General features: G+C 32.8%; 30 protein-coding genes. 13 read left to right on the top strand and 17 right to left on the bottom strand.

The features are described from left to right. Positions 1 to 6: 6 nt before the first annotated feature. From OZP08_RS10035 to OZP08_RS10010, 6 genes are all read right to left on the bottom strand, one after another. Positions 7 to 801, bottom strand: a complete 795-nt coding sequence (locus tag OZP08_RS10035) for an ATP-grasp domain-containing protein (RefSeq protein WP_268845960.1) — start codon at positions 799 to 801, stop codon at positions 7 to 9. A 123-nt stretch (positions 802 to 924) separates the two neighbouring features. Next, complete coding sequence (locus OZP08_RS10030) at positions 925 to 1,566, bottom strand: hypothetical protein (protein ID WP_281321754.1); 642 nt, start codon at positions 1,564 to 1,566, stop codon at positions 925 to 927. 186 nt (positions 1,567 to 1,752) lie between these two features. After that, a complete protein-coding gene (locus OZP08_RS10025) occupies positions 1,753 to 2,046 on the bottom strand; it encodes a type II toxin-antitoxin system RelE/ParE family toxin (RefSeq protein ID WP_268845958.1) in 294 nt (97 codons plus the stop codon). Beyond that, a complete protein-coding gene (locus OZP08_RS10020) occupies positions 2,047 to 2,289 on the bottom strand; it encodes a type II toxin-antitoxin system ParD family antitoxin (RefSeq protein ID WP_268845957.1) in 243 nt (80 codons plus the stop codon). 109 nt (positions 2,290 to 2,398) lie between these two features. Further along, positions 2,399 to 2,911, bottom strand: a complete 513-nt coding sequence (locus tag OZP08_RS10015) for a hypothetical protein (protein WP_281321753.1) — start codon at positions 2,909 to 2,911, stop codon at positions 2,399 to 2,401. Between the two features lie 167 nt (positions 2,912 to 3,078). Further along, on the bottom strand, positions 3,079 to 3,480 hold the full coding sequence (locus OZP08_RS10010; RefSeq protein ID WP_268845955.1) for a hypothetical protein: 402 nt from the start codon (positions 3,478 to 3,480) through the stop codon (positions 3,079 to 3,081). A 421-nt stretch (positions 3,481 to 3,901) separates the two neighbouring features. Here OZP08_RS10010 and OZP08_RS10005 point away from each other — a divergent pair, with 421 nt between their 5' ends. Beyond that, positions 3,902 to 4,534, top strand: a complete 633-nt coding sequence (locus OZP08_RS10005) for a hypothetical protein (RefSeq protein WP_281321752.1) — start codon at positions 3,902 to 3,904, stop codon at positions 4,532 to 4,534. 84 nt (positions 4,535 to 4,618) lie between these two features. On the opposite strand, the gene yajC is transcribed toward OZP08_RS10005, so the two are convergent. The 3 genes from yajC to OZP08_RS09990 all read right to left on the bottom strand — a co-directional run bounded on the left by yajC (position 4,619) and on the right by OZP08_RS09990 (position 7,218). Next, positions 4,619 to 4,894: a preprotein translocase subunit YajC gene (gene yajC / locus OZP08_RS10000; protein WP_268845952.1), complete on the bottom strand. Its 276-nt coding sequence runs from the start codon at positions 4,892 to 4,894 to the stop codon at positions 4,619 to 4,621. Positions 4,895 to 4,973: 79 nt separating this feature from the next. Further along, positions 4,974 to 5,885, bottom strand: a complete 912-nt coding sequence (gene nusB / locus OZP08_RS09995) for a transcription antitermination factor NusB (protein WP_268849481.1) — start codon at positions 5,883 to 5,885, stop codon at positions 4,974 to 4,976. Between the two features lie 226 nt (positions 5,886 to 6,111). Then, entirely contained in the window at positions 6,112 to 7,218 is a 1,107-nt protein-coding gene (locus tag OZP08_RS09990) for a Glu/Leu/Phe/Val family dehydrogenase (protein ID WP_281321751.1), read from the bottom strand. 200 nt (positions 7,219 to 7,418) lie between these two features. On the opposite strand from OZP08_RS09990, the gene OZP08_RS09985 reads away from it, so the two are divergent. The 4 genes from OZP08_RS09985 (at position 7,419) to OZP08_RS09970 (ending at position 11,167) form a co-directional block, all read left to right on the top strand. Beyond that, positions 7,419 to 9,179, top strand: coding sequence for an ABC transporter ATP-binding protein (locus OZP08_RS09985; RefSeq protein ID WP_281321750.1), 1,761 nt, complete (start codon positions 7,419 to 7,421; stop codon positions 9,177 to 9,179). 67 nt (positions 9,180 to 9,246) lie between these two features. Continuing rightward, positions 9,247 to 9,627, top strand: a complete 381-nt coding sequence (locus OZP08_RS09980; protein ID WP_268845951.1) for a PUR family DNA/RNA-binding protein — start codon at positions 9,247 to 9,249, stop codon at positions 9,625 to 9,627. Positions 9,628 to 9,793: 166 nt separating this feature from the next. Next, positions 9,794 to 10,342 carry an RBBP9/YdeN family alpha/beta hydrolase gene (locus tag OZP08_RS09975; protein WP_268845950.1) on the top strand — a complete coding sequence of 183 codons (549 nt, stop codon included), beginning with the start codon at positions 9,794 to 9,796 and terminating at the stop codon, positions 10,340 to 10,342. A 3-nt stretch (positions 10,343 to 10,345) separates the two neighbouring features. Then, on the top strand, positions 10,346 to 11,167 hold the full coding sequence (locus OZP08_RS09970) for a sulfurtransferase (RefSeq protein ID WP_268845949.1): 822 nt from the start codon (positions 10,346 to 10,348) through the stop codon (positions 11,165 to 11,167). Positions 11,168 to 11,233: 66 nt separating this feature from the next. Here the strand turns inward: OZP08_RS09970 and OZP08_RS09965 are convergent, their stop codons facing one another. Then, positions 11,234 to 12,766: a SulP family inorganic anion transporter gene (locus tag OZP08_RS09965; RefSeq protein ID WP_268845948.1), complete on the bottom strand. Its 1,533-nt coding sequence runs from the start codon at positions 12,764 to 12,766 to the stop codon at positions 11,234 to 11,236. Positions 12,767 to 13,073: 307 nt separating this feature from the next. Between OZP08_RS09965 and OZP08_RS09960 the strand changes: the two genes are divergently transcribed. Both OZP08_RS09960 and OZP08_RS09955 read left to right on the top strand, forming a co-directional pair. Then, positions 13,074 to 13,475, top strand: a complete 402-nt coding sequence (locus tag OZP08_RS09960; protein WP_281321749.1) for a cupin domain-containing protein — start codon at positions 13,074 to 13,076, stop codon at positions 13,473 to 13,475. Positions 13,476 to 13,719: 244 nt separating this feature from the next. Further along, positions 13,720 to 14,247, top strand: coding sequence for a YceI family protein (locus OZP08_RS09955; RefSeq protein ID WP_268845946.1), 528 nt, complete (start codon positions 13,720 to 13,722; stop codon positions 14,245 to 14,247). A gap of 9 nt (positions 14,248 to 14,256) precedes the next feature. Here OZP08_RS09955 and OZP08_RS09950 read toward each other — a convergent pair whose 3' ends face one another. Next, complete coding sequence (locus OZP08_RS09950) at positions 14,257 to 14,592, bottom strand: tRNA-binding protein (RefSeq protein ID WP_268845945.1); 336 nt, start codon at positions 14,590 to 14,592, stop codon at positions 14,257 to 14,259. 187 nt (positions 14,593 to 14,779) lie between these two features. Between OZP08_RS09950 and OZP08_RS09945 the strand changes: the two genes are divergently transcribed. Then, complete coding sequence (locus OZP08_RS09945; RefSeq protein WP_268845944.1) at positions 14,780 to 15,334, top strand: thioredoxin family protein; 555 nt, start codon at positions 14,780 to 14,782, stop codon at positions 15,332 to 15,334. A 69-nt stretch (positions 15,335 to 15,403) separates the two neighbouring features. On the opposite strand, the gene OZP08_RS09940 is transcribed toward OZP08_RS09945, so the two are convergent. Continuing rightward, positions 15,404 to 15,811, bottom strand: coding sequence for a helix-turn-helix domain-containing protein (locus OZP08_RS09940; protein ID WP_268845943.1), 408 nt, complete (start codon positions 15,809 to 15,811; stop codon positions 15,404 to 15,406). A gap of 170 nt (positions 15,812 to 15,981) precedes the next feature. Between OZP08_RS09940 and OZP08_RS09935 the strand changes: the two genes are divergently transcribed. The 4 genes from OZP08_RS09935 (at position 15,982) to OZP08_RS09920 (ending at position 19,182) form a co-directional block, all read left to right on the top strand. Then, on the top strand, positions 15,982 to 16,143 hold the full coding sequence (locus tag OZP08_RS09935) for a hypothetical protein (protein ID WP_268845942.1): 162 nt from the start codon (positions 15,982 to 15,984) through the stop codon (positions 16,141 to 16,143). 253 nt (positions 16,144 to 16,396) lie between these two features. After that, positions 16,397 to 17,803, top strand: coding sequence for a hypothetical protein (locus tag OZP08_RS09930; protein WP_268845941.1), 1,407 nt, complete (start codon positions 16,397 to 16,399; stop codon positions 17,801 to 17,803). 13 nt (positions 17,804 to 17,816) lie between these two features. Then, positions 17,817 to 18,422: a DUF6705 family protein gene (locus tag OZP08_RS09925; protein ID WP_268845940.1), complete on the top strand. Its 606-nt coding sequence runs from the start codon at positions 17,817 to 17,819 to the stop codon at positions 18,420 to 18,422. A gap of 70 nt (positions 18,423 to 18,492) precedes the next feature. Next, on the top strand, positions 18,493 to 19,182 hold the full coding sequence (locus OZP08_RS09920) for a DUF6705 family protein (protein ID WP_268845939.1): 690 nt from the start codon (positions 18,493 to 18,495) through the stop codon (positions 19,180 to 19,182). A 65-nt stretch (positions 19,183 to 19,247) separates the two neighbouring features. On the opposite strand, the gene OZP08_RS09915 is transcribed toward OZP08_RS09920, so the two are convergent. Then, positions 19,248 to 20,180, bottom strand: coding sequence for a peptidylprolyl isomerase (locus tag OZP08_RS09915; protein WP_268845938.1), 933 nt, complete (start codon positions 20,178 to 20,180; stop codon positions 19,248 to 19,250). A gap of 262 nt (positions 20,181 to 20,442) precedes the next feature. Between OZP08_RS09915 and OZP08_RS09910 the strand changes: the two genes are divergently transcribed. Then, on the top strand, positions 20,443 to 20,763 hold the full coding sequence (locus tag OZP08_RS09910) for a panthothenate synthetase (RefSeq protein ID WP_281321748.1): 321 nt from the start codon (positions 20,443 to 20,445) through the stop codon (positions 20,761 to 20,763). A gap of 230 nt (positions 20,764 to 20,993) precedes the next feature. Here the strand turns inward: OZP08_RS09910 and OZP08_RS09905 are convergent, their stop codons facing one another. The 4 genes from OZP08_RS09905 to OZP08_RS09890 form a co-directional block, all read right to left on the bottom strand. Continuing rightward, the gene (locus OZP08_RS09905) at positions 20,994 to 23,234 is read right to left on the bottom strand and encodes an NADP-dependent isocitrate dehydrogenase (RefSeq protein WP_268845936.1); all 2,241 of its coding nucleotides are present in this window, start codon (positions 23,232 to 23,234) and stop codon (positions 20,994 to 20,996) included. A 268-nt stretch (positions 23,235 to 23,502) separates the two neighbouring features. Next, positions 23,503 to 23,853 carry a 50S ribosomal protein L19 gene (gene rplS, locus OZP08_RS09900; protein WP_268845935.1) on the bottom strand — a complete coding sequence of 117 codons (351 nt, stop codon included), beginning with the start codon at positions 23,851 to 23,853 and terminating at the stop codon, positions 23,503 to 23,505. 237 nt (positions 23,854 to 24,090) lie between these two features. Further along, the gene (locus OZP08_RS09895) at positions 24,091 to 25,221 is read right to left on the bottom strand and encodes an agmatine deiminase family protein (RefSeq protein ID WP_268845934.1); all 1,131 of its coding nucleotides are present in this window, start codon (positions 25,219 to 25,221) and stop codon (positions 24,091 to 24,093) included. 116 nt (positions 25,222 to 25,337) lie between these two features. After that, a complete protein-coding gene (locus OZP08_RS09890; RefSeq protein WP_268845933.1) occupies positions 25,338 to 26,162 on the bottom strand; it encodes an AraC family transcriptional regulator in 825 nt (274 codons plus the stop codon). Between the last annotated feature and the right edge of the window lie 12 nt (positions 26,163 to 26,174).

Genomic DNA, 26,174 nt, shown 5'->3' with positions numbered 1-26,174 from the left:
TAGTTGTTATGCGTTCGTTGTTATTTTTTTAACGTTTAATTTTTCTTCTAATGCTATTATCAATTTTTCAATATCTGCTTTATAAAATCCAGCACTATTAACGCAATTGATTTCTACAATTTTCCATCCTTCGCTAGTTAAGCAAATATCCATAACAAATGCATCTGCAACTTCATATATTTTTGTCATTTTTTCGGCAAAGTTTATGCCTTCAATATCAACATTTTCTTCAAATTCTATATTTCCGTGAAAAAGATAATATGAACTTGTTGCAACCTTTCCTCCCACAATCCAAACACGAGCCTCTTTATAAATCTTTTTCGGTTTAGTAATTTGAATTTTAGTGTCTCTATTTAAAAGGGTATTTTCTTTACTATTTAGGGCTTGTTCAACAAAATCATTCCATTTTATTTCAGTGAATTTTTTACCCGTAAAAACTTTTGCATCTCTGCTTGGTCTTATAAATTTTTCTTCACCAACTTCCCATTTCAAGTTATGTCCAAATTCAGCAATTTCACTATCATAGTTTAGTAAATTATTACCATAATATTTTGAATATACTTCAAACGAATGGTTTCCACCATAATAAGAGCCTGGTTTGAAATTATATTGTTGAGCAATTTTTGCTAATTTAACTGAACCATAAACAAAAACATTTTCTAATTCTGTCTTGACTTCAAAATTTTCTGCGAAAGGTTCAATTTTGACAATTTCAAAAGGTAGATTTAGTTTTTCTAATACAATAAAAATGTTATCGTAATTTGGTTCTCTAAATACATTTTCCTGGATTATATAATACATTTTTTCTTGCTTATTTGCTATTTCTTTACGGTTCTCCACATGACGCACAATGTCCAGCTAATATAGCGAGTTTGGACTAAATTAAGTCAATTGCTCAAATCCGTTGTAGGCAGTACATTTATATTACTCTTCCAAAACACCTACAACTAAATTTGTTATTCCGTTTTTTCGATTATATGATATTCCTTTAGGTTCTGGATCTGCAGCCATCATTCCAACATTAATATTAGCATATCCTTCATTTCTCAGAAAAGTTTGAATTTTATTGGCAAAGTCCATTCTATTTGATGAACCCATTAAATAGGATAAATAAATTTTTTCGCCTTTATCAGGAAACGCTTCAAGCAAAGATTTTTTTAAATTTTCATTTAATTCAGGAACTACTTTTCCAATATTTACATTTTGTGCTGTAATACCTCCTGATTGACCTGTACTTGTAATATTTATAGAGGGTTTTTCAATAGTTTTGGTTTCTTTTGACACATCTCTAAATCGGTCTCTATATTCAATGATTTTCGTCGGAACCACAATTGTTTCTTTTTTCGTTTCTGTGATAGCTCTTTCTTGTTTCTTTATAGTTAAAGAATCTTGACTTTTTTTCTGTTTTGTTATTCCAGAAGTTGTAACATCGTAGCCTTTTGTAACAAGAAAAAGAATAGACATAATAATCATCAAAAAAATGCCAAGAATTGAAAATAATATTATCTTGACCGTCTTTTTATTTTCATGAACCAAATCTGCCCAAGATTTATTACTGTTTATCATAGATTTCTAATTTAATTAATTCATCATTTCTACGTTAGTATTACCCACAACGCCCCACTACTACAGCGGTTTTGGGACTAAATCAAACTCTATTTGAGGGTTTACCACCCGAGCGATAGCGAACAGGCGAAGCAAATCATTCCAAATACAAAGCCAACTTTCCGTTATTATTGTTATATGAAGTTTCTATATTTTGCTTTTCAAATCCATCATCCCGTGTAAAACTCTTAGAATCTCTATTTCATTTTTTGAAATCTCTCTATAGAAAATAATATGTTCTCCACATTTATAACCAAGTACATTTGATGAAATTATTTCATAAGATTTTCCAAATTGTGGATTATTAGCCAAATCCATACAAGAAGCCATAATTAGATTGTAATATTTCTCAGCCTGATTTTGTGACCATTCTTCAACGGTGTAATCCCAAATATCCGTTAAGTCGTCAAGCGCTTTATTAGTAAAATGATATTTAGCCATTTATTTTTTCCTTGCTTTTAATGATTCCAAAAACTTATTAGGTTCGAAATCTTCTGCAATTCCGCTATCAATCCCTTCTTGTATGGCTTTTTTTAAAGCAACAATTTTATTTTCTTCATCTTCAAGAAGGCGTAAACCTGCACGTACAACTTCGCTCGCATTGTTGAATCTGCCTGTACTGATACTGCTTTCGATGAAACTTTCAAAATGGTTTCCTAATGATATTGATGTGTTTTTTCCCATTGCTTTAAAATCTTCAAGCAAGTTACCAAAAAATGGTAACAAGTACAATTTTAGCGTAAAATTTTCCGGAATCTTACGTAACGCTCTGATGCTTTGAGATGGTAGGGAGTTACTCTGATATTATTTTTGAAGATTTAAAAATTTTCACCAATTTTTCTTGAGATTCTGGTGTTATCTCATTTTGGTAAGTTCCCCAGAAACTAGCATATAATTCATTTTTTCCTTTAATAACATACCAAAGTTGAGATTCCTTTGCGTATTCGATTTTGCAAATGAACCAAGGATATTCTGCTTTTTCATCCTTTTCAATTATTGTTTTTATTGCTATAGGTGCATTTTTAAGGGGGTGCAATAATTCTTTAAGTTTGGTTTCTATTGGCACATTCATAGAACCACGACCAATATATGTTGTTACAATTTCGCTATGATTTTCAATAGTTTCTTTGCCTTTTAACGATACTATCATCGTTACTGAGCCCTCGGCATTATTTTGTTGGTTAACTATATGCCAACCTTCTTCTTTCGGCCAGTTTATTGCAAATGTTTTTGAATTTGATTGAGCATTACTATTGCTAAATATTAGAAATGCAAATAGAACGATAATTTTAAATTGTCTTTTCATTAATTTTAGATTTATATTTTTTTGTTGTGAGGAAAGATATCTGCCAACTTACTCACGATTCAAGTGGTTTTCGGTCTTAATAGTAGAGTATTTTAGCTTAACGAAAATGCGAAATAAAACAGAAAATTTCAATAAACTCGAAACTCCGCAATTACAAATATCCGTTGTTACCGGATAGCTTTCTTACATTTTATACTTTCAGTTATTTTATAAATTTCTTCAGACAGATCATTACTTGAATAATACGTTTTCCGTACTTCGCACTCACAACTGTCTTTTTTCAATATCAAAACTACCATTCTTGGACCTAATGGATGATTTCCGCGTCCCCAATCTTTAACCTCAAAACCTTTCTTTTTTAGAATTTGAACTAAAATTAGTTTTTCATCTTCATCATTAGCAACATTTTTTTTAGACTTCGAATCATATAAATCAGAAAGTTCAATAAGTTGATTATTGGAATTTTCGATAGCTAGATCTACAACTTTTTCGTTGAAATTTATAGGTTCATTTTTCGGCTTTTCAGTACACGAAAACAGAAAAATTGAAAACAGTATTATATATTTCATTTTTTGGTACAAAATTGATTTAAGCTTGTCTGTAAGGTCTCCTTGCTACAATAGCATAGGGGCTAAATTAGTTTTATTTTTTGGCTAAGCCAAATTCTCACAAATACAAAACCATCTTTTCTTTAAGCCAATTGCACAAATTCGTTGTAGCAAGTATTGGCAAAACTACGTGAAGTATATTTCTTAAAGGAGTTTTTTTGTGCATTGATTACCCTCACTCCTTTTAGGATATACAGATTAAATAAAAAGTTATTAAAACTTACAGTAAATCGATAAAAAATTAACATTTCTTGCATATTATTTTTCATTATATTTGTTAATGAAAGCCTACCAATTCTTTAGTATTGAAAGACTTACATGAATAGCTCCCCTATTTTTCGACATCGTTTATACAATAAATCACATATTAATATATACTGTTATGATAGAAAAAAAAGAAGAAAAAGTAATTCCAGAAATAGCTATTAGTCCAGATACTACAAAGAATAAAAAAACTGCCACTACCAAACCAACAGTATCTAAATCAGCTATTACTAAACCTACAACCGCAAGAACAAGAACAACTACCGCAAAACCTGCTGTAGTGAAACCCGCAGTAACTAAACCTGCTATTGTAAAACCTACTGCCGCAAGAACAAAAACTACTGTTGCAAAAACCGCAGTAGAGGAACCCGTAGCAGCAAAAGCAACTGTTGTAAAGCCTGTTTCAAGGTCTAACAAAGCAAAAATAAGTACTCCTACAGTAATTATTGAAAAGATCGAAGTTGTAAAAGACAAAATTACCGAGGAAATCAAGACTGAACAAGAGCCTATTATTCCTGAAGAAAAAAAGGAGAAAAAGAAAAAGAAAAAAAATAAAGCTAAAATGAAAGAGAAAGAAAAAGAAAAAGAAAAAGAGAAAAAAGCTAAAGCCAAGGAAAAAGCAAAAGCGAAAGCTAAAAAAGCGAAGAAAGCTAAAAAAGATAAAGCCAAAAAAGCAAAGGCGAAAGCAAAAGCCAAAGAGAAAAAAGCGAAAGCAAAAAGCAAAAAATCTAAAAAAGGTAAAAAGAAATAATCTATTTATTTTAGAGCTAAAAAAAAATCCCAAATTCCAATTCTAACAATTGAAATTTGGGATTTTGAATATTATATTTTCTAATTATTGTTTGCTATTCAAAGCAGCGCTCATTTCCATAGAGATAGCTGAACGCTCCATTTTTAATTTTCCAGCCATAGTTTCTATAATTACAGTAGAATCTGCAAGCTCAGCAATTTTCCCGTGAATACCACTTTTTGTAACGATTTTATCACCAACTTTTAATCCGCTTTCAAATTCTTTTTCATTTTTAGCTCTTTTTTGTTGTGGTCTGATCATAAAGAAATAGATCACTACAAACATTAATAGAAACGGTGCAAACTGAGTTAATTGTCCCATAATTTAAATATTTAAGTTTTTGTTAATTAATTTTATCTTTTAGTAGGATTGGGTATTACTGTTTTTCAGCAAAATGCTTTTACATCAAACCTCTTCCCATCTTAACTATTCTTTTACTTTTTTCCAGTTCTTTTACCAGATTATCTAATATCCCGTTGATAAAAATACTACTTTTTGGGGTAGAATATTCTTTGGCCAATTCTAAATACTCATTAAGAGTTACTTTTACAGGAATAGAAGGAAATTTCAAAAATTCACAAATCGCCATTTTTAGAATAATCGTATCGATCTCTGCAATCCTATCACTATCCCAGTTTGGCGTTTTGTCTACATATTCTTTTGTTAACTCTGATTCATTCAAAACCGTTTTTCTGAACAAGTCTTTTGCATAAGCTTTATCTTCATTGTCTTTGTACAATTTTGGAACTTTAAAATTGTCATCCTCACCTTGCTTTATCCCTTTCAATTGCTTGATAATATGAGTGTTTACCAAAGGAACATCATCTATCCAAGTTAGTTTATCATCCTCAATATATTCGTATAATTTTTCGTTAGGAACGATAACATCCGTGAATATATTAACAATGAAATCTTTGTCTTCCTCAAAAGTGTTTACATTATTGCTCATGTATTTAGCATACAAACTACTTTCTTTTATAGCATTAAGAAGTAGAATAATGTAATCATCGTTTAAGGTCCAATTGTTTATCGAACGATTTTCCAGAGCAATACTTAGGGAATTGTTTTCTGCAAGAATTTGAAAAATGCTGTTTTTAATGAATTTTTCATTAGGATTGCGTTCTTCTTTTGTAGCCAAGTGTTTTTTGCTTGATAGATGCAAAAATATAGTTTCTTTTTTGCAGATTTCTATCAGTGAAGAAAGCATGATAAGGTATAAATCTTGGATGGCATCAATACTATGAAAAAGAAATTTCTCTTCTTTCTCTAAATTATCAGAACCATTTTGATGCATTGCATAAATGGATTGCATGACTTTAACGCGAATGTGTCTTCTGTTTACCACCTTGTAAGAACTTTTAAAATTAGTCTGCAAAACTAAGAATTTCATCTCTTAAATGAAAATTTATAGCTGCTTTATTTAATATAGTTTTTAGTCTCAATCTCAATAATCAGTCAACGCAAAAATTAAAGTCTCAGCTTTCGTCCTCAAATTGAGAGCAAAAACTGAGACTTTTTTTAGCAGTGTAAGCTGAAAACTATTTTTTACTGTTTTCTATCTTTCTTAAATCAATACGATTTTGAGCAATATTCAAAGCCGCTTGATGTGTAGTTATTCCGTTTGCTATAGCATAATCAAAAATTTCTAATGTAGTATTAAAAATATTTTCGGTTTTACGCATAATTTCAGCTTTGTCATAATGAGCTAACTCAGCATAAACATTGATAATTCCACCAGCGTTAATCAAGAAATCCGGAGCATAAAGTATTCCTCTTTCTTGCAAAATTAATCCGTGAGTGTTTTCGTTTGCCAATTGGTTGTTAGCTGCACCAGCAATCACTTTTGCTTTTATTTTATTTACAGTAACATCATTTATTGTTGCCCCCATAGCACAAGGCGCATAGATATCTACATCGGCGCTGTATAAATCATCTCCTGTAAATATTTGAGCATTATATTTTGATGCAACTTCATTCAATTTTTCTTCATTGATATCAGCAATAATAACTTGAGCTCCTTCTTTTGTCAAATAATCAACCAAAGTTTCTCCTACGTGCCCAATACCTTGAACCAATATTTTTTTGCCTTCTAATTTCTCTGAACCAAATTGTTGTTTAGCAGCTGCTTTCATCCCCATATATACCCCAAAAGCGGTAACTGGCGATGGATTCCCTGATCCTCCTCTTTCTTCAGAAATTCCAGTAACATATGGTGTTACGTCTCTCACTAAATCCATATCCGATGTTTCCATCCCTACGTCTTCAGCTGTAATATATCTTCCGCTTAATGAATGTACAAATTCTCCAAACTTGCGCATTAATTCAGGCGTTTTATGAGTTTTGGCATCGCCCATAATAACGGCTTTACCTCCACCAATATTCAATCCAGTAATCGCAGCTTTATAAGTCATTCCTCTAGAAAGACGTAAAACGTCATTTAGAGCGTCCCATTCATTGGCATAATTAAACATACGGGTTCCTCCTAATGCAGGTCCCATAACCGAATTATGAATACCAATAATTGCCTTTAAACCTGTATCTTTGTCATTACAAAATACGATTTGCTCATGATCATTAAAAGACAATTGTCCAAAAACAGGATCCATTTTTTGAAGTTCTTTTCCAGTTGCAACAGTAGCATCCATAGTACTATATTTTAGTTATAAATTACGAATTCGTCAAAAAGACATATCAAACATACACAAAAAATATACATACAACATTTTTTTAATAAAATTTTAAATATTTAACAACAAAATACAGATGCTTATTTTTTTAAGACAATTATTAAAAATAAAGCATTCAATAAAAAACAAAAACAATTCAACACCGAATCTCTTAAAATATGAAAGAATTACGTTATTTAAATAAATATTTCGTTAAATATAAATACAGCTTTTTACTTGGAATTATTATCACCATAATCGCACAAATATTTTCTTTGTTTACTCCTAAACTTATTAGTAAGTCCTTTAATCAAATCGAGGCATTTTCAAAAAGTAAAGCAGTAGACAGCTCCATTATAAGTCAACAATTAATATCGAACATTCTATTAATTATTGCAACCACCATTGTAGCCGGTTTCCTTACCTTCCTGATGAGACAAACCCTAATTGTAATGTCCCGTCATATTGAGTTTGATTTAAAAAATGAAGTATTTCGTCAATACGAGAACCTATCTCAAAATTTCTATAAACAAAACCGAACCGGTGATTTAATGAATCGCATTAGTGAAGATGTTTCTAAGGTAAGAATGTACGTTGGACCAGCTGTTATGTACACCATAAACACTGTTATTAGATTTGCCATTGTAATTGGTTATATGTACAATGTATCTCCTCGCCTTACTTTATATACAATTTTACCTTTACCAATATTATCCTATTGCATCTTCAAATTAAGTTCTGAGATTAATAAAAGATCAACCACATTTCAGCAATACCTATCTAAAGTTTCAAGCTATACACAAGAAGTTTTCTCTGGAATTAGAGTTATAAAAGCCTACTCTCTGGAAAATCAGCATCAAGCTAATATTACAGATTTAGCCACCGAAAGTAAAAGCAAAAGTTTAAGCTTAGCCAAAGTGCAATCTCTTTTTGGTCCTTTGATGCTCGCTCTGATAGGAGTAAGTAACTTAGTTGTAATTTATTTTGGAGGTATGATGTACATTCATGGTACCATAAAAAGCATTGGAACCATTGCTGAGTTTATTTTATACATAAACATGCTCACTTGGCCTGTTGCCTCTTTAGGATGGGTTTCCTCAATGGTTCAGGAAGCTGAAGCTTCTCAAAAGAGGTTGAATGAATTTTTAAAAATCGTTCCTGAAATAAAAAACACAAATCCTAGTAGATCTAAAATTGATGGGGATATTACTTTTGACAATGTAAGCTACACCTACGAAGACACTCATATAAAAGCACTTCAAAACATAACATTCAATGTACATAAAGGAGAAACTCTGGCAATACTAGGGAAAACAGGTTCAGGGAAATCTACTATTTTGGCCTTGTTATCAAGAATGTATGATGTTACGAGCGGACAAATTTTAATTGACAATAAAGAGATCAGTCAAGTCAATTTATTCGATTTGCGCAATAGCATAGGAGTTGTACCGCAGGATGCCTTTCTATTTTCGGACAGTATTAAAAACAATATCAAATTTGGAAAAGAAGAAGCCACTGATCAAGAAGTAGAAGAGGCTGCAAAAAGTGCCGTAGTTCATGACAATATTATAGGTTTTAATAAAGGATATGACACCATATTAGGAGAAAGAGGTATTACACTTTCCGGAGGTCAGAAACAACGAGTTTCTATTGCAAGGGCTATAATAAAAAATCCAGCCATTTTACTTTTTGATGATTGCCTATCTGCTGTCGATACCGAAACCGAAGAAGCTATTTTGAACAATCTTTACGAAATATGTAAGAATAAAACTACCATAATTGTAAGTCATAGGGTTTCATCGGCAAAAAATGCAGATAAAATCATCATTCTTGAAGACGGAAAAATTATACAACAAGGGTCTCATAATCAATTGATAAATGAAGACGGGCCTTATTCAGCGCTCTATTTAAAACAACTTTCGGAAAAAGAATTGCTTTAATTGTTGGATAATAGATATATTTTTATGATTTTTGAGTGCTATTAAATAAAAAAATGACGAAAAGATTATGAGAGAAAATGATATGTTAGAAAAGGAAGAAATATTCTCAAAAGTTTTAAGAGCTGGAAGAAGAACCTATTTCTTCGATGTAAGGGCTACAAAAGCAGATGATTATTATATTACGATTACCGAAAGTAAAAAATTCACTGAGGAAGACGGATCATTCCATTTCAAGAAACATAAAATCTATCTATACAAAGAAGATTTTACTGCTTTCTCTGAAATTCTAGAAGACATGACTTCTTATGTTTTAAACCACAAAGGAGAAGAAGTAATCTCTGAAAGACACCAAAAAGATTTCAAAAAAGAATATCCTTCAGATAAAACAAATGAAGATATTGTACCAAATACATCTAGTTTTACTGATATCGAATTTGACGATATTTAACTGATGCTTACTTAACAAAAAGCCCAAAAGTCTATTGACATTTGGGCTTTTTGTTATTATAGCCTTATCTAAAAGTAAAACCTCTCAACAACTTTTCATTTAATGTAATCAATTCTTTACTGTTTGTAAAAAAACTATACTTTTATAGTATCAAAATAATCAAAAAATGAAACCGCACTTATTAATCATTCCGGGACTTGGCGATTCTGGAGAAAATCATTGGCAAAGCTTTTGGCTAAAAAAATTCATAAACTCTACCAAAGTTATACAAGATAACTGGGACGAACCTCAGCTCGAACAATGGCTGTATAATCTAAACAAAGCCATTCAAAAAATAGAAGAACCAACAATTTTAGTAGCACATAGTCTAGCCGTTTCGCTAGTAATGCACTGGGTTTCCCAAAACAATAATCCAAATATTATTGGCGCTATGCTTGTGGCACCCGCCGATGTAGATTCACCCGAACACACATCGGATTTCCTAAGAAACTTTGCTCCCATTCCTACCTCAAAACTCCCCTTCCCATCTGTAGTTATTGGAACCGAAAATGACTCTTATATGTCAATAGAAAGAGGAATAGAATTAGCCAACAATTGGGGAAGTGATTTTGTAAACGTAGGTCAAAAAGGACATATCAACTCTGATTCAAACCTTCAATATTGGGAAGAAGGACAAGTAATTTTAGAACAACTAATAGCCAAAATAACCCCCTAAATTATGACAAATCCAATAGTTTCAGCAGCATGGCTTATGAATCATATAAACGATTCAGAAGTAATAATACTCGATGCAAGATTAGATCAAAATCAATCTAATTTGGAAAATATTCATCCAAATCTACAAATCAAAGGTGCTCGTTTATTTGATATAAAAAACAATTTTAGCGACAGTAACAATCCGTTACCCAATACTTTTCCGTCACAAGAAAAGTTTACTGCTGAATGTCAAAAATTAGGCATCAACAAAAACAGTATCATTATAGTTTATGATACCTTAGGAATTTATTCAAGCCCTAGAGCTTGGTGGATGTTTAAAACCATGGGACATTCTAATGTTTTTGTATTAGATGGCGGTCTCCCGGAATGGATCAAAGAAGGATATCCCATAGAAATTCGACATGAAACAACCAACTTCCTTCTTGGTAATTTTGAAGCTAAACTACAACCTGAATTCATAAAAAACAAAGAACAGATTCTTGAAAATATAGCAACCAAAGAAGCAACACTGATAGATGCAAGATCGCAAGACCGTTTTAATGCAACTCTCGAGGAACCTAGAGCTGGATTAAGAAGCGGACATATTCCCGGCTCCATAAACGTTCCTTATACAGAACTTTTGAAAGACGGAAAATACAAATCAAAAGAGATGCTGTCAGAAATTTTAAACCTGGACGACCAACCGTTGTTATTTACCTGTGGTTCCGGAATTACTGCTTGCATTGTATTATTAGCTTGTGAGCTGATTTCAGATAATCCTAAAGCCGTTTACGATGGCTCCTGGACAGAATGGGGATCAACTAATTTCCCTATTGAAAAATAAGATTCCTTAACTCATAAAAAAAGCAGTGCGTTTATAAAATACACTGCTTTTTTATTTGAATTTTTATCAATCTACTGCCACTTTATATGTTGGATCTTCTAGAATATTCACATCAATAATAGCATCGGCATTTTGCAATAATTGCCTGCAGTTATCGCTTAAATGACGCAAACGAATCGTTTTATTGACTTTAGCATAACGCTCCGTAATTTTATTTAGGGCATCAATTGCACTCATATCCATAATTTTGCTTTCTTTAAAATCGATAACTACCTCATCAGGATCATTAACAAGATCAAACTTCTCTAAAAATGCTGTGGTCGAACCAAAGAATAGTGGTCCATATATTTCATAATACTTAACCCCATTTTCATCAATATATTTTCTGGCTCGAATTCGTTTGGCACTTTCCCATGCAAAGACTAAAGCTGATATAATAACTCCAATTAAAACCGCCAAAGCCAAATTATGCAATACAACCGTTATCAGAGCGACCGTAATTAAAACAAAAATATCATGCTTGGGCATTCTATTAATAATACGGAAACTCGCCCATTCAAAAGTTCCAATAGCCACCATCATCATTACCCCAACCAGAGCCGCAATAGGCAATTGCCCAATAATAGGCGCTCCAAACAATATAATTAATAAAATAGTTATCGCAGCAATAATCCCTGACAACCTTGCTCTGGATCCTGCAGAAAGATTAACAAGCGTTTGAGCGATCATAGGACACCCACCCATCCCGAAGAAAAATCCATTCAAAATATTTGCACTCCCTTGGGCAATACACTCCCTATTACTATTTCCTTTTGTTTCCGTTATTTCATCTACCAAGTTCAATGTCAACAAACCTTCAGTCAATCCTACTCCAGCCATAATTAAAGCGTAAGGAAAAATGATTTGAAATGCTTCAAAACTCAAAGGAATATTCGGAATATGAAATGGAGGGAAACTACCTTTAATAGAAGCAATATCATTTACCGTTTTGGTCTCTATATTAAAAACCAAAACAGTTATAAAAACAACTATAATAGCCACTAAAGAAGCAGGAATGGCTTTGGTTATTTTAGAAAAACCTATAACTACAGAAATGGTTAAAACCACCAAGCCTAACATCACATACAATGAGTCACCTGAAAGCCAAACACTCTCACCATTAAGAACCGTTTTGAATTGCTCAATTTGTGCCATAAAAATAATAATGGCCAAACCATTTACAAAACCATACATTACCGACTGTGGCACTAAACGAATGAATTTACCCAGTTTAAATAACCCAACGAGTATTTGAAAAACCCCAGCCAAAGCTACAGCCGCAAAAACATAATCCAACCCATTAGATTTCATCAAAGCTATCAAAACCACTACTGTAGCACCAGCACCTCCAGATACTAATCCAGGTCGGCCTCCAAAAATAGATGTAACTAAACCCATTATAAAAGCAGCGTACAAACCAACCAAAGGAGGAAAACCTGCCAAAATTGCAAAAGAAAGCGACTCGGGAATCATAGTCATGGCAACGGTAAGTCCTGCCAATATCTCAATCTTATAATCTACTTTTTGTTTGAAATTGAATAAATTAAAAAACTGCTTCATAAATCGTTTTTATCTTTTTTGAGTATATGGGTAGTTGCAATTTGATATACAATAACTCAAGAAAACCACCCTTATTTAATTCTTTGAAGTAAGACACAAAAGTACAGTATTAAACCTAGGATTCATTAAAAACACAAATCATACTTTCATTCCTAATTTTCTTGATTCTGTTTTAGCACAAAAACACACTAAATAACTAAAAAACAATTATTTACAATTTTAATTTAACAAAAGAAGAGTTAAAATCTGTACCTTTGTATCTCATTTTATATTGTTTTAATTGTCTAATTAATTAAAAAAATGGATCATGAAAAAAAACTTATCCCTTATTACTGGAGGCGCATTTATACTCTTCCTATTTACATTCAACGCTACGGCTCAAGAATGGAAAAATGTAAACCCAAAGATGAACCATGTTTTAGCAGACACGACTTTCTTGCGAGCGACAGAGATTACACTTGAGCCTGGAGAAAAAAGTGATATGCATACCCACCCAGCTCATTTCTTTTACGCACTTACCAGTGGAAAATTAATGATTCATTATCAAGACGGTAAAGAAGAATCATTTGTTCTTGAACCAGGAATGGCCGGTGTCAGTGCTCCTGAACGTCCCCACATTACAGAGAACGCTGGTCCTGTAGCAGTAAAATTTTTACTGGTAGAATTAAAGGAACATCCTTATGTAGCTGCTAAAAACAAGAAAAAATAAGATTACTAACTTTTTCTTTATTCCCAATTGTTTTGCTTACGGGCAACAACACAGGCTAAATAATGATATAACATTTGATGCAAATGGAGTTCATCAAAACAGGGTTTCCATTTGCGTCAATTTGTAAATACAACATGGCATTAAATCAGAATAATAGAACTGTAAACCAATCCTAATTTCCAATCTATAATACACCCAAAATACCACTAACAAAAGAAATTCCAACCCCCTAAAAAAATGAGCTATGGAAAATACAAAATGGGAAATAGACCCAATACATTCAGCAGTACACTTCAAAATTAAACATCTCGAAATTGTAACTTTAACCGGAACCTTCAACGAGATTCAAGGAACCGTTGAAGCGGAAGAAAATTTTGAAAATGCGGAGTTTTCTTTTTCTGCAAATGTTGATTCCATCGATACTAATGACCAAAAAAGAGATGCTCATTTAAAAAGTGCCGATTTCTTTGATGCCGAGAAATTTCCAAAAATTACTTTCAACTCAACCAAATTTAAAAGAACTGGTGATGCTATTTTTGAATTAGTAGGTAAGTTTACCATTAAAGGAGTCACAAAACCAACCATTTTAAAAATAAAATATTTAGGCACCAACACAGATCCCTGGGGGAATACTAAGGCAGGTTTGCAACTGAAAGGAAAAATAAACAGAAAAGATTTTGGTCTGGTATGGAATGCTGCAATTGAAACCGGTGGTTTTTTAGTAGGCGAAGAAGTAAAAATAAAAGCCAATATTGAGCTATTCAAGAAATAACACTAAACACTACCCTATTCGCAAACCATTCTCAATCTTAAAATCGGGAGCAAGCAAAATTACGTCTCCCTCCTCGCCTACAGCACCAAGAACCAAACATTCGCTCATAAACTTCCCTATTTGTTTTTTAGGGAAATTAACAACAGCAACTATTTGCCTATTTAGCAATGTTTCTTTTTGGTATCGTTTTGTGATCTGAGCTGATGTTTTTCTGATTCCGATTGTAGTTCCAAAATCAATTGTGAGTTGAAAAGCAGGCTTGCGGGCTTCGGGAAAATCATTAACTTCTACTATTGTTCCCACACGCATTTCTACTCTTTCAAATTCTGACCAAGTTAAATTCATATTTTTTTTAAGTTACTAAGATACTAAGCAGCTAAGATTCTAAGTTTTTTCTTTTTCTAACTTAGAAACTCAACAATTATTTCGGCGATTAAATTTAAACTTTTTCATTTAGAAACAATCCTTTTTATTAATTTTAAAAATTAAAACCTCTTCACTTTTTTTATAGAAAGGAAGTAAAATTATTAAAATGGCAAGAACCGAATCAAATATGACTCCACTTGGAACTTTGGCTCCAAAATTCAAGTTAAAAGATACTAATTCAAATTTTGAATATTCCTATGATGATTTAAAAGGTCAAAAAGGGACTTTGGTCATCTTTATGTGCAATCATTGCCCTTTTGTTCATCATGTTATTGAAGAAGTCGTAAAAATTGCTAATGATTACCGAGTACAGGGCGTTAGAACAATTGCTATTTCAAGCAACGATATTTCAAAATACCCACAAGATGCACCTGAATTAATGACTGAGTTTGCTTTCCGTAACAAAATAGAATTTCCTTATTTATATGATGAAAGCCAAGAAGTCGCCAAGGCATATGATGCCGCTTGCACACCAGACTTTTTCCTTTTTGACACAGAGGATAAATTATTTTACAGAGGTCAACTAGACGATTCCAGACGCGGAAACGGAATCCCATTAAGCGGTAGTGATTTAAGAGGTGCCATAGATGCCTTAATTTACAACAGAAGCTTAAAAGAACCTCAAAAACCGAGTATAGGCTGTAACATTAAATGGAAGTGATTACAGATTAAAAACATAAAAAGAGACCATATAGGTCTCTTTTCTGTTTTAATATAATTCTATAAAAGGTTATTTTCCTTTTAATAATTTTTCTAAATATTCTACTTTATCTTTTTCTGCTTGAACTAAACGCTCGTAAAGTTTTATTTGTTCTTCATGAGCTTGAATTAATTTATCTAATGGATTAAAAGTACAACCGTAATTTACTGCAGAAGAATTATCAACATGATATGTATTTCCGATGATATTCAAAATTGCTTCTTCTGAAAAGTTTTTAATAGCTTCAACAGTAACACCTAATACTTCAGCAATTGCATGTAGTTTTTCTTCGTCTACAGTTTCGCTAGCTTCAATATTAGAAACAGATTGTTGACTTACCCCAATGGCGAAAGCCAATGCTTCTTGTTTCATTCCTCTAAGCTCTCTGATTCGGCTAATATTTCGGCCTATATGTTTTGGTTTTGCTGTTGTACTCATAGCTCAAAGGTATTTAAAAATTCTTTAAAATAATATGGTTTGGTATAAAACAAGTTTGCCTTAGTAAGATACAATTCTTATTGGTATTGTAAGAAATATTATCTCCTTTACTTGCGTGCAATAAACAAAAATACAATTTTTCGGATAAGTATCAACCAAAAAATCAAATTATGAAAACAACAAACAATACGGCATTATTGTCCAAAAAAGCTTTAGTACAAGCAGTAAACTGTTTTTGGAGTAAGAATGTAAGCAATACTAAACCCATTTCAAAAACCAGCTTCTGTGCAAGAAGTGATACCATTGTTTATCTAATGGTTTTACAAGTATAAGATTTTCAGGTTTTTATTTTTTTTTTTAAAAATTAAGATTAAAGATTGTCTTTGAGCAAAAAATACGTATTTTCGTTCTTTTTTAATAAAAAAAGTAGCTTAATACTGTTTATATTACTAAGGACAATCATAAGAAATAATAAAGAGATTTAATGAATGATTGAATCATTTATAAACTTAAGAAACATGGGACTAACAAAAAACCAATTCTGCCCAGCAAAATGCGAAATGAAAAGGTGAAATAAGTATAAGAATGAGAATTAAAAATGCAATTAAGGCTATTTTTGTTTTTAGTATTGCTATACTGATGGTAAATTGCGAAGCCGAAAAGTTAGAAATGGATGAGCAAGGATATCAGGAAAAAACAATTTCATCAGCCAAAAGATGGTTTAAGGAATATGAATCTAATGGTAGCAATTATGATTTATTTCAAGATATAGAATACGACTGGAGTGAAGCGAGTATTACAAAATCAGTAGACGGAACACAGACGATTATTGTACCAGTTATTGAATCAAAGAAAAATGCAGATGAAATCTGGTCGCAGGAATTGTATATTTACAAATTAGGAGAACGTAATTATAAAGCTCTTTTGTTTGAAATATATCCGGACAAGGATGCTTCATCCAATAGCCAATCTATCGATGGAGGAAATTTTAACGGATATATGAGTACTTGGGATTTAAAGACGGGATTTGTAAAAGCTGCTAAATTTGTGGATAATCAGGTAGTAGAAAATGGAATTGCACAAACCAAAGTTACTGGTAAAGCACCACCTATTCTTCCTTGTCAAGATGGGGATTGCAATACTGATGGCGGTGGCGGAAATCCTATACCGCTAAGACCAGTTGTTATCACCACTCCCGGTACTGGAACGCCAGTGGTCTATATGCCTCGTAATCCGGTAACCGGAGGAACAACTCCAGGAGGATATACTTCACCTGTTGGTGGCAATGGTGGCGGTGGTTCAGCTCCCACTCCAAAACCAGTAGATCCTTGTAATAAAATGAAAGGCTTAACAGATGCTACAAAAGCTGGTAATATGAAACCAAGTATAGATTGGTTAAAAGCAAAAGTAATGGCTGCTGTGAATGATAAGGAATATGGAGTAGAAGTAAAAAAAACTATGAATCCCGATGAGACTTTTAAATATGAATACATACAGATAGTATCGCCTAACCAATTTGCAGTTCCAATATCAATTGGTTCTACTTATATTGGCGGTGCACATTCTCATCCATCAGATGGTTACGCCATGTTTTCTTTTGGAGATGTAAAACTTCTAAAAGATGCTTATAATGAGGCAAGCCCTAGTAGAAAAGAGGATGTTTTTGTAATGCTGATTGCTAAAAATAATGCAGGGCAAGTAAATAGTTATGCTATTAGGGTGGATGACATTGCTGCATTAAGCAGCAAAGTAAATGCAGTTTGGGATAATCCTAAATATAATAGTTCGACAGACGATGAAAAAATTAAAAAGATTCATGATCAGCAAGCAGTTCAATATGACGAAAGTAACGGAGCGCTAGAAGAGAGTTTTCTACAGCAATTTGGCTCTTTCGGGATAACCATTTACAAAGCAGATGACGCCCTTACCAAATGGGATAAACTAGAGATTAATAAAGCAACAAATAAAGCAACCCCTGTACCATGTACATAAACAACAAATAATTATGAAAAACTATATTAATTTTGCAGTATTTTTTATTCTTTTAAACAGCTGTATGGCACAAAGTCCAGTGCTTGATATAACAACGCCGAAAAAAGACTTTATTGGTGTAAAAGGTGCTTATTACAAAGACACCAAGAATGTGTTAAACGGTTATGATGGTACTTATTTATACACCAATGGCACTACATCATTTAAAATAAAATTACAAAAAAACATCATGACTTCCTTGAATGGTTTTTATTATGAAGACTTGATTGCTGGAGAATACCAATTGATCGAAAACGGAGTTGAAAAGGTGAATACATTAAGTCAATTAACTCCAACAAGTAACAATAACAATATAAGTGGAGAAAGAGTTTTAACCGGAACCACATTGGGTTGTAAAGACTGTAGAGCTGATGAAAAAAGATTAAGGCTTAGTTTTTCAGATATCACACCCCAGAACGTTGGAGAAATCGATATTAGAAAAACAATCGTAGATGGTAGAGACGCAATCATAGTAAAAATTTGGTATACAGGGCCTATCGCTGTTAAAGAAGGCTCTCCAAAGCCCAAAGAAGGAATTATTAGAGCTGGCACATATACTATGATAAAACTAAAAAAATAAATCAAGCAACAAAAATCCCCAAGTTATAATGATTTGGGGATTTTTTATAAAAAAGCGAGCTTATAAAACCATGAAAGAAATAATATTTTTAGGATGTGTAGTACTATTTGCAATGTCTTGTAAAAGTAAAACGATTATGTCCTTGAAGAGAAAAATTGAATACTATATTAATTTTGCAGTATTTTTTATTCTTATAAACAGCTGTATGGCACAAAGTCCAGTGCTTGATATAACAACGCCGAAAAAAGACTTTATTGGTGTAAAAGGTGCTTATTACAAAGACACCAAGAATGTGTTAAACGGTTATGATGGTACTTATTTATATACCAATGGCACTACCTCATTTAAAATAAAATTACAAAAAAACATTATGACTTCCAGAAATGGTCAATTCTACGAAGATTTGATTGCTGGAGAATACCAATTGATCGAAAACGGAGTTGAAAAGGTGAATACATTAAGTCAATTAACTCCAACTAGCAATTCAAACCATATAAGAGGAGAAAGAGTTTTAACCGGAACCACATTGGGTTGTGACGACTGTAGAGCTGATGAAAAGCGATTAAGGCTTGGTTTTAGAGATACCACACCCCACAACATAGGAGAAATCGATATTAGAAAAACAACTGTAGATGGTAGAGACGCAATCATAGCAAAAATTTGGTATACAGGACCTGTTGCTGTTAAAGAAGGCACACCAATGCCCAAAGATGGAATTATTAGGGCTGGCACATATACTATGATAAAACTAAAAAAATAAATTATAACAAAAATCCCAAACTCTAGAGTTTGGGATTTTTATTTATATAATCAATGAAGACTTAATTACTTTACGTCCATTAATTCTACGTCAAAAATCAAAATAGCGTTTGGAGGAATAACTCCACCTGCTCCAGCTGGTCCGTAACCTAAATCTGATGGTATAACGAAACGAGCTTTATCTCCAACTTGTAATAAAGCAATACCTTCGTCCCAACCTTCAATTACCTGACCTTGTCCTAATCTAAATTCAATTGGTTTTTTTCTTGGGTAAGAAGAATCAAAAACTTTTCCATTCTCTAATGAACCTTCATAGTGAACAGCAACCGTTTTTCCGTTTTCAGCTTTTTTACCTTCACCTCTTTGAATGAATTGGTAACGTAAACCACTTTCTGTTTTTTCAAAACCAGCAGCTAATTTTTCCATTTTTGCTTCTGATTCTGCTTTCAAAGCAGCAGCGCGTTTTAGACGAGCTCCTTTTAATCCAACGAAAGCTTCAATTGCATTCCATTTTTGAGCCTCTTCACCTACTCTGATAATTTCTACAGATTCTAAAGCATCACCTTGAGCTACAGCATCTACAACATCTTGACCTTCTACTACGTTTCCAAAAACAGTATGCTTGTCATCAAGCCATGGTGTTGCAACGTGAGTGATAAAAAATTGAGAACCATTACTACCTGGACCTGCATTTGCCATAGACAAAACTCCTGGACCATCATGTCTCAAAGCTGGATGAAACTCATCATCAAATTTGTAACCTGGGTCACCAGTACCTGTACCAAGAGGACAACCTCCTTGAATCATGAAATCTGGAATTACTCTATGAAAAGTTAATCCGTCATAGAATTTAACTCCTTGAGGCTTAATTTTATTTTCCATATTACCTTCTGCAAGAGCTACAAAGTTCCCTACAGTTCCAGGTGTTAAATCATGTGTTAGTTTTACTAAAATCGCTCCTTTAGCGGTGTTAAATTTAGCGTATATTCCGTTTTCCATTACGTTTATTTTTTTATTGAAGAGCAAATTTACAAAATAAATTAGAAAATTTAGCAATTCTATTATGTTTCAGATTTTTAATGAATATAAAATTAAACTTACAACTTTTTTATAAAATTACAAACCTAAATTACTCAATATAGACTTTAGTTATTTCAGAACCAAAAAACACATTAACCAGTAATTATCAAGTAGTTACATATAATAATAACACGTATATTTTGTACCTTTAACTTTATTATTAACCTTAAATTTTATTGCAATGAAAATGTTATTTAATGTTATCCTGCCTATTGAGCCTTTCAACTCAATGGTTAGAAATGGTACTGCCGGTGATATCCTTGGTAGAGTAATTGATGATATAAAACCTGAAAGTATTTATTTTTCTGAACAAGATGGAAATCGAGGTGCTGTTATGGTTGTTGAAATTCCTGATGCTTCAGCTATACCTGCCATTTGTGAACCTTGGTTTTTAAATTTTGAAGCCCATTGCGAAATCCGAATTGCAATGACACCTGATGATTTAATGCGAGCCAACCTCAACAAACTAGCTGAAAAATGGAGTGACATCCCTGTCGAATAAAAGCACGCACAAATTAGTATGGCTCAATTAAGCAGAGCCTTTATTAACCGTAATTCCCTAAACACAAAAAACGATAATAAAGGAAAATAGTCTAATAAGAACAATTCTTGCAAATGCCTTTACTTAATAGCTTGATTAGTTCATTCATCAAGATAATCTGCAATTAAGTCTAAAGCATAAAAAAAGACAACCGTTTCCAGTTGTCTTTTGTTATATATAAAGCGATTTGTTTAAGAAATTTTTGCTGAGATATTAATCTTAGACAAAATAGCATTAAAAGCTTCACTTGGTCGCATTGCCGTATTGGTTAATGCTGGATTAGGTTGGTAGTACCCCCCAATCGTTTGTGGTTTTCCTTGAGCACCTATTAACTCAGCGTTAATTTTAGCTTCATTCGCAATAAACTCAGTTGAGATAGGCGTAAAAATAGCTTTTAAATCTGCATCTTTATTTTGAGCTGCCAATGCTTCTGCCCAATACATTGCTAGATAAAAATGAGATCCACGGTTGTCAATTTCACCCACTTTACGAGATGGAGATTTATCATTTGCCAAGAATTTCTCTGTAGCTACATCTAATGTCTCTGCCAAAACAATTGCTTTTGAATTGTTTAATGTTTGACCTAAATGCTCTAATGAAGCACCTAAAGCTAAAAACTCTCCAAGAGAATCCCAACGTAAATATCCTTCTTCTATAAATTGCTCAACGTGTTTTGGAGCTGATCCTCCTGCACCAGTTTCAAACAAACCTCCACCATTCATTAACGGAACAATAGATAACATTTTTGCTGATGTTCCCACTTCTAAAATTGGGAATAAATCCGTTAAATAATCACGCAATACATTTCCTGTTACCGAAATAGTATCTAATCCTTTGATGATTCTTTCTAATGTAAAGTTTGTTGCTTCAATAGGATTCAAGATTTGAATATCTAAACCGGTAGTATCGTAATCTTTTAAATATTTTTTTACTTTAACGATCAATTCTCTATCGTGTGCTCTGTTTTCGTCTAACCAGAAAACAGCTGGTGTATTAGACAAACGTGCTCTGTTTACAGCTAGTTTTACCCAGTCTTGAATTGGAGCATCTTTTGCTTGACACATTCTGAAAATATCATTTTTCTCAACAGACTGTTCCATCAAAACAGTTCCGTTTGCATCAACAACACGTACTACTCCATCTCCTTGCATTTGGAAAGTCTTGTCATGTGATCCATATTCCTCTGCTTTTTGCGCCATCAAACCTACGTTTGGAACGCTTCCCATTGTAGTAGGAACAAAAGCACCGTGTTTTTTACAAAAATCAATCGTAGCTGTATAAACTCCAGCATAACATCTGTCTGGAATGATAGCTACAGTATCTTGTTGTTTTCCGTCTTTGTTGTACATCTGTCCAGAAGTACGAATCATTGCAGGCATAGACGCATCTACAATCACATCCGAAGGAACATGAAGATTTGTTATTCCTTTATCAGAATTTACCATGGCCAAAGCCGGTCCATTCTCTATAGCTTGATTTATGGCAGCCTCAACTTCGGCTTGCATAGGATGTCCTGCAATTTTTGCATAAACATCACCTAAACCATTGCGAGTATCAATATTTAACTCAGCAAATAACGCAGCGTATTTTTCGAATACTGCAGCAAAATATACTTCTACAATAGCACCAAAAATAATAGGGTCAGAAACCTTCATCATGGTTGCTTTCAAGTGAACAGAAAGCAAAATATTTTGTTCTTTGGCCTCTTTGATTGTTTTGGCAACGAAAGATTTTAAAGCGTTTACATTCAGAACTGAACTATCAATGATTTCACCCGCTTTTAATGGCGTACTTGCTTTTAATACTGTACTTACTCCATCTTTTCCAACGAATTCAATTTTTACATCGGTAGCATCTGAAACTGTGGTTGATTTTTCACTTCCGTAAAAGTCACCGCTTTCCATAGAAGCTACGTAAGTTTTTGAATCTGATGACCAGGCTCCCATAGAGTGTGGATTAGCCTTAGCATAATTCTTAACGGCTTTTGGTGCTCTACGATCTGAGTTTCCTTCACGTAAAACAGGGTTAACTGCAGATCCTAAAACTTTAGAATATTTAGCTTTTATATTTTTCTCTTCATCATTTTGCGGATCTTCCGGAAAGTTTGGTAAAGCATAACCATGTGCTTGCAATTCAGCAATAGCTGCTTTCAATTGTGGCACAGAAGCAGAAATATTTGGTAATTTTATAATGTTAGCTTCTGGGGTAGTCGCTAATTTCCCTAATTCTGATAAAGCATCTCCTGTTTTTTGATCATCTTTCAAAAATTCAGGAAAATTAGATAATATTCGTCCTGCAAGCGATATATCTCTTGTTTCAATTTCAATATCCGAAGTAGAAGTAAATGCTTGAACAATAGGTAAAAAAGAATAAGTAGCCAATAAAGGTGCCTCATCTGTAAGTGTGTAAAAAATTTTTGCTTTTTGTGTCATTTTTTTATTTTTAATCTAAATCACTATTTATTAGGACCTTAAATATAATTTTATCGATTGAAATAAGGCTCACAAATATATAAAAATCAGCCGTAATTGGTGTTGGTTTTTAGGCATAAAATAACATCTTTAGAGGTTTCTGATCTCTTATTTTGAATTTGATATTTTTAGCGCCACTTATTTTTCAAATTAGAGATTTTAGGGGTAAAAAAGTATCAAAAAAAAAGTCCCAACAATGTTGGGACTTTTATCTTCAAGAAATAGTAAACTATCTTCTTTTATCTTTAATCTTAGCTTTTTTACCAGTAAGTTCTCTGAAGTAGAAAATTCTAGCTCTACGAACTGCACCTTTTTTGTTGATTTCAATTTTTTGCAAAGCTGGCAAGTTTACTGGGAAGATACGCTCTACTCCAATAGCTCCTGACATTTTACGGATTGTAAAAGTTTCTGTGTTAGCAGAACCTCTTCTTTGAATTACAACACCTTTAAAAAACTGTGTTCTTGTTTTTTCACCCTCTTTAATTTCGTAGTAAACTGTGATTGTGTCTCCAGCTCCAAATTCAGGGAAATCTTTTCTTGTTACGAATTCGTCTTGAACGAATTTCAATAAATCTGCCATGATGTTTTTTTATTATGGTTTTTATCAAATCAACATTCGCGTACTTCGCCAGAGGTTAATCTAAATTCGGCTGCAAATGTAAAAAATAATTGTAAATTATGAATTATAAATTATAAATTATTTTAAGCTACTGATAAAATGATGGTTAGGTTGTTTTTTTTTTGTTTCAGGTTTCAAGTTTCAGGTTATACCCAAAAAGCAGAACAACTTGAAACTTGAAACCTGAAACAAAAAACTCTATTTTGGCTGCTGTTGAGTTACACAATGAATCATACCTCCATTGGCATATAAATTACGAACATCAATACCTATCACTTTTCTAGTAGGATACAAACTTTGTATCAATTGATTAGCAACAGCATCATTAGGATCATTATAATTAGGAACTAAAACAACTGTGTTTCCGATATAATAGTTTACATAAGAACCTTTGTATCCTAATTTTTTACCATAAGTTGTTACAACATCATTCTTAGATAATGGCAGTTTTAGGAAAGTATAACTTTTGCCGTTTTTGTCTTTTGAATTATATAAAGTATTAATGTCATTTTGTGGTACTTCCCAATACAACAAATCGTCTTCATTCATTGTTACAATTGTATTTGTATTGCCAAAACGTGCAAAACCATCAATATGCATGTCTGTAATTTCTCTTCCTGCTTTACCTTCCAACCAAATAAAATGCGTTGTCCCTAAATACTTTTTGAAATTTGCTTCGGCTTGCAATTGGGTCATTCCAGGATTACGATTCGAATTTAGAATAGCACTCTTGGTGGCCAATAAGGTTCCGTTTCCATCTATTTCTACAGCTCCTCCTTCATTAATCATTACAGAATTTAAATCGACAACTGTTGTTTTTTGATCCGTTGCAATTTGCGTAGGTATGGTATTGCAATTCCCGAAAGCGGCTTTTTTGCCCCAACCATTAAAACCCCAATCTTGTATTACCAATTGATTGTTTTTATCTCTTACATAAATAGGACCATTATCTCTTACCCAAACATCATCTGTTTTATAAATTTTAAAATCAATATTAGACAAAGAAACTCCAGCGGTTTCTAATAAGGCAGTGATTCTGCTTTTTTCAGTAGCATCGTAGGCAATAATATGTACTTTTTCGCTTCCTGTTAATGATTTGGTCATAGCAACCCAAGTATCATCCAAATCACTTCTATACTCAATACCGTATTGATATTGATGAGGCCATTGCAACCATGTTCCTTCGTGCGGAGCTGATTCTTCGGGCATAGTGTACATAATTTCGGTTTTTATTGATTCATCTGGTACTGATGGCGTTGCTGTTACAGCATCTTCCTGACAAGAAGTGAATAAAGGAAATAATAATGGGATTATAAATAATTTGTTCATCTTATGTTTTTGAGTTTGTTTGTAAATTAAAACGTTTAGTGTCATTTAGTACTAGTAGCTTGACGGGGCAAATGTATTTCTAAATAGTAATCAAGCTGTTGTCCAAAATGGACAAATTAAATAAGCGGAATAAAAATAGCCGTAAGATAATCGGATTCCTTGTCACAATTTGCATCGTTTTTTAGATACTGTTCAATTACAGGTGAATGTGAGAACTGAAAATCATTATCCAAAAACCACCCTCCGTAAATTTGTTGATAGGTTTCTTCTAAAGTGTCATAGGCTCCTTGATGAAAAAACCGAGCATACTTACCTCCAAAAATCTTTTTCGTTGGGAGATTTTTAATGATGGTATCAGTCGCAATACAAGCGTCGTATGTGCATTTGGATTTTTCAGTAATCAAAATATCATCGGCTATAACGCCAAAGAATTCTGCGTTGGTCTCTGAGAATTCATTCTTTAATATAGTATCCCAAAGGCTTTCTATTTCTAAATTGACATAAGAAGTTTTGCAACTCGAATAATAAACTGTTATTTCTGGAATAAAAACTATTTCGGGTTTTAAAACACAAGCAATGACTTGCTGAGGATGAACATCATTCAATAAAAGCTCTTTTTGATTTCGAGCCAATGAGGGGGAGCAATTGAAATGTTTTTTGAAAGTTTTCGAGAAAGATTGCACATCGGCAAATCCCACTTCAAGGGCAATATCTGAAACTTGTTTATTGGAATACAAAAGCTTTTTATATCCATTCTCTATTTTCAATCGCGTTTGATAAGCGCCAATTGTTTCATTAAATAAAGAATAAAAAATACGCTGCAAATTTCTGTACGAGTAACAGGAAATAGTTTCGAGAGAATCTATTGAGATGATTTCGTTATAATGCATCTCAATATAATTCCTAATATTATAAATACGCTTTAGATTAAAATCATTCATTTTTAGTTTTCA

It is taken from the genome of Flavobacterium aestivum, from assembly GCF_026870175.2.
Classification (GTDB): Bacteria; Bacteroidota; Bacteroidia; order Flavobacteriales; family Flavobacteriaceae; genus Flavobacterium; species Flavobacterium aestivum.
The sequence above is the reverse complement of the archived record's forward strand: the minus strand, read 5'-3'. Positions and strand labels throughout refer to the sequence as shown.